The sequence below is a fragment of the Sphingobium ummariense RL-3 genome (assembly GCF_000447205.1).
Lineage (GTDB): Bacteria > Pseudomonadota > Alphaproteobacteria > Sphingomonadales > Sphingomonadaceae > Sphingobium > Sphingobium ummariense.
In genome coordinates this window covers 1-2377 of record NZ_AUWY01000097.1, presented here as the reverse complement: position 1 = coordinate 2377, position 2377 = coordinate 1, and the positions used below count along the sequence as shown (strand labels likewise).

The following is a 2377-nucleotide window of genomic DNA, read 5'->3' as shown; positions in this document are numbered from 1 at the left end:
ATAGCTCGGCGCTTTGTCGGTATTGAGCGTGGCAGGCTTTTCCCAGTGCTTCAGGCCTCGCAGGGCCTTGCCCAGGAACCGCTTCGCTGCCTTGGCGCTGCGGGTCGGCGACAGGTAGAAATCGATCGTGTCGCCCCGCTTGTCGACTGCCCGGTACAGGTAGGTCCACTTGCCCCGCACCTTGACGTAGGTTTCATCCAGGCGCCAGCTCGGATCAAAGCCACGCCGCCAGAACCAGCGCAGCCGCTTCTCCATCTCCGGGGCGTAGCACTGGACCCAGCGATAGATCGTCGTATGGTCGACCGAAATGCCGCGTTCCGCCAGCATTTCCTCAAGGTCGCGATAGCTGATCGGATAGCGACAATACCAGCGCACCGCCCACAGGATCACATCACCCTGGAAATGGCGCCACTTGAAAATCCGTCATCGTTCCGTCCGTCCAATCTCCGCCAAGCATGCTCAAGCTTCACGATTTTTGCAACAGAGCCCGATCGGGCACCTTGGCCAAGATGCGGTCAAGACCATCCAATGTGGAGCCTTTGGAACGCCGCCTGAAAAACTCCGCAGCCGTTTCCCCTTTGCGCGGCCGATCAATCGCCATCATGCAAATCCGTCATAAGCGCATCGACGCTGGGGAAGCGTGCCCCCTTCCCCGCTTCCAGTTCCTCGATCGCCGCGCGCGTCGCGGCTTGGCCGGTCAGCTCGGCCGTCGCCGCCATTTCGGCCTCGAACTGCGCCTTGCGCGCCTCATACTGGGCGCGGCGCTCTGGACTCCAATCCTTCATGCGATCAGCCACAAGATCGCGAAACGGGCGATGGCCTGCCATTTTGCCCGTCGCTCAGGCCGCTTCTTTCAGCGTCAACTCGACGTGCAGATGGGCCGACGCTGCAATGTTGACGAGCGCATCCAGGGAGAACTTGGCCAGCTTGCCGCGCAGCAGATCATTGGTCCGGGGCCGTGTCAGCCCAAGCCGCTTGCCCGCTTCGTCCTGTGAGACATTCCAGCCCTGCACCACCTTGCGGATTTCATACAGCAAGGACGAGCGCAGTTTCAGGTTCGCGGCCTCCTGCTCGGTATCAGCGAGCGCGTCCCACACGTTCTCATAGATTTCCGATGTCATTGCTCCGCCTTCCATCGTTTCAACCTTTGCGCCGCGAGTTCGAGGTCTTTCTTTGCCGTTGCCTGCGTCTTTTTCTGGAACGCATGAAGCACCAGAACCCGGTCTTCCAACGTCGCCAGATAGATCACCCGGAACGCGCCCGACGCTTCCCGGATGCGAATTTCCCGAACGCCTTGCCCCACGGTTTTCATGGGCTTCCAGTCGTCGGGATCGTCGCCGCGTTGGACAAGCTCAAGCTGCCAACCGGCATCTGTTCGCGCATCTTCGGGGAAGGCGCGAACATCGGCCTTGCTACTTCCCAACCACTCTACCGGCTTCATGAGGCTGGGTGTATCAAAACGGAGACATTAATTCAAGCTCCTTCGCCTTGGGCGTTCGGAGGCTGGGATTTGCGCCTGCCGCTGCGCGGCACCGTGGCCCTACTCGCTGCGCTCCCCAAGCCCGCAAGCGGTCTTGGCCCAAGGTGACGACCCACATGGCGGGGGCGAGATCGCAAGCGGATCTCGCTAGCCAAGGTGCCGGCGTTCGCCGGCGCGTCGTCTGCCTTGTGGGGGAAAGCCGGTCCCGGCCTTCTCTCCCCCGCAACGGGATTAGACGGGGCCGTGCCTCGCTGCGCTGCGGCCGCTCCACCCCCGTCGAATCCCGCTGCCCCCCTCTTTCGCCGGCGTTCTTGGGCGTCCGTGTTCCGGCCGATGGCATGGCCATCGCCGGACAGGCGATTTGAAGGGAGTAAGGACGATGACCCACCAAACCCGTGAAAGCTGGCTCAATGCGGTGGCGCAGGGCATGGCTCCGCTGTTCGAGGCGCTGGACGCCCCCCTGCCCGACCGCGTGCGCGTGGCGATCGGCTTCACCAGCAGAGGCGCGAAGGCCAAGGCGATCGGCGAGTGCTGGGATAATCGCTTGAGCGCGGACGGCCATTTTGAAATCTTCATCCGGCCCGACCTGGCGCACGCGCCCGACGCCATGCCGGCGCAGATCGCGGCCATCCTCGCGCATGAGCTGGTCCATGCCGCAGTCGGCATCCCGGCAGGGCATGGGAAGGCGTTTAAACGGGCCGCCCTTGGGCTGGGCCTAGTCGGGCCGATGCGCGCCACCACCCCCGGCGAGGCGTTCCTTGCGGCCATCGCGCCGATCTTGGAGAGCGTCGGCCCCCTCCCCCATGCCCGCCTTGATACGGATGGAGAGTCGACCGCGCCCAAGAAGCAGAAAACCCGGATGCTCAAATGCGAGTGCGCGACGTGCGGCTATACCGT

General features: G+C 63.4%; 5 protein-coding genes and 1 pseudogene. 1 reads left to right on the top strand and 5 read right to left on the bottom strand.

Features of this window, described 5'->3' with window-relative positions; translation table 11 throughout:
* The 5 genes and pseudogenes from M529_RS38380 to M529_RS38365 all read right to left on the bottom strand — a co-directional run.
* Window positions 1-420: pseudogene (locus M529_RS38380) on the bottom strand (IS6-like element IS6100 family transposase); the annotation flags it as partial.
* Window positions 421-466: 46 nt separating this feature from the next.
* Complete coding sequence (locus M529_RS49915) at window positions 467-604, bottom strand: hypothetical protein (protein WP_162471681.1); 138 nt, start codon at window positions 602-604, stop codon at window positions 467-469.
* On the bottom strand, window positions 591-785 hold the full coding sequence (locus M529_RS38375; RefSeq protein WP_021223634.1) for a hypothetical protein: 195 nt from the start codon (window positions 783-785) through the stop codon (window positions 591-593). Before M529_RS38375 ends, M529_RS49915 begins: the two co-directional genes overlap by 14 nt.
* 54 nt (window positions 786-839) lie before the next feature.
* A complete protein-coding gene (locus tag M529_RS38370) occupies window positions 840-1121 on the bottom strand; it encodes a helix-turn-helix domain-containing protein (protein WP_013038658.1) in 282 nt (93 codons plus the stop codon).
* Window positions 1118-1441 (bottom strand): type II toxin-antitoxin system RelE/ParE family toxin, encoded by a 324-nt coding sequence (locus M529_RS38365; RefSeq protein ID WP_013038657.1) that lies wholly within the window; start codon window positions 1439-1441, stop codon window positions 1118-1120. Before M529_RS38365 ends, M529_RS38370 begins: the two co-directional genes overlap by 4 nt.
* Before the next feature lie 418 nt (window positions 1442-1859).
* On the opposite strand from M529_RS38365, the gene M529_RS38360 reads away from it, so the two are divergent.
* Window positions 1860-2377: transcription elongation protein SprT (locus M529_RS38360; protein ID WP_021318595.1), on the top strand; the 518-nt coding region annotated here is incomplete at its 3' end.

Bases quoted from the DNA above. Each gene is read 5' to 3' on its own strand.
- M529_RS38375 (WP_021223634.1), bottom strand. From the start codon at position 785: ATGAAGGATTGGAGTCCAGAGCGCCGCGCCCAGTATGAGGCGCGCAAG.
- M529_RS38365 (WP_013038657.1), bottom strand. From the start codon at position 1,441: ATGAAGCCGGTAGAGTGGTTGGGAAGTAGCAAGGCCGATGTTCGCGCC.
- M529_RS49915 (WP_162471681.1), bottom strand. From the start codon at position 604: ATGATGGCGATTGATCGGCCGCGCAAAGGGGAAACGGCTGCGGAGTTT.
- M529_RS38370 (WP_013038658.1), bottom strand. From the start codon at position 1,121: ATGACATCGGAAATCTATGAGAACGTGTGGGACGCGCTCGCTGATACC.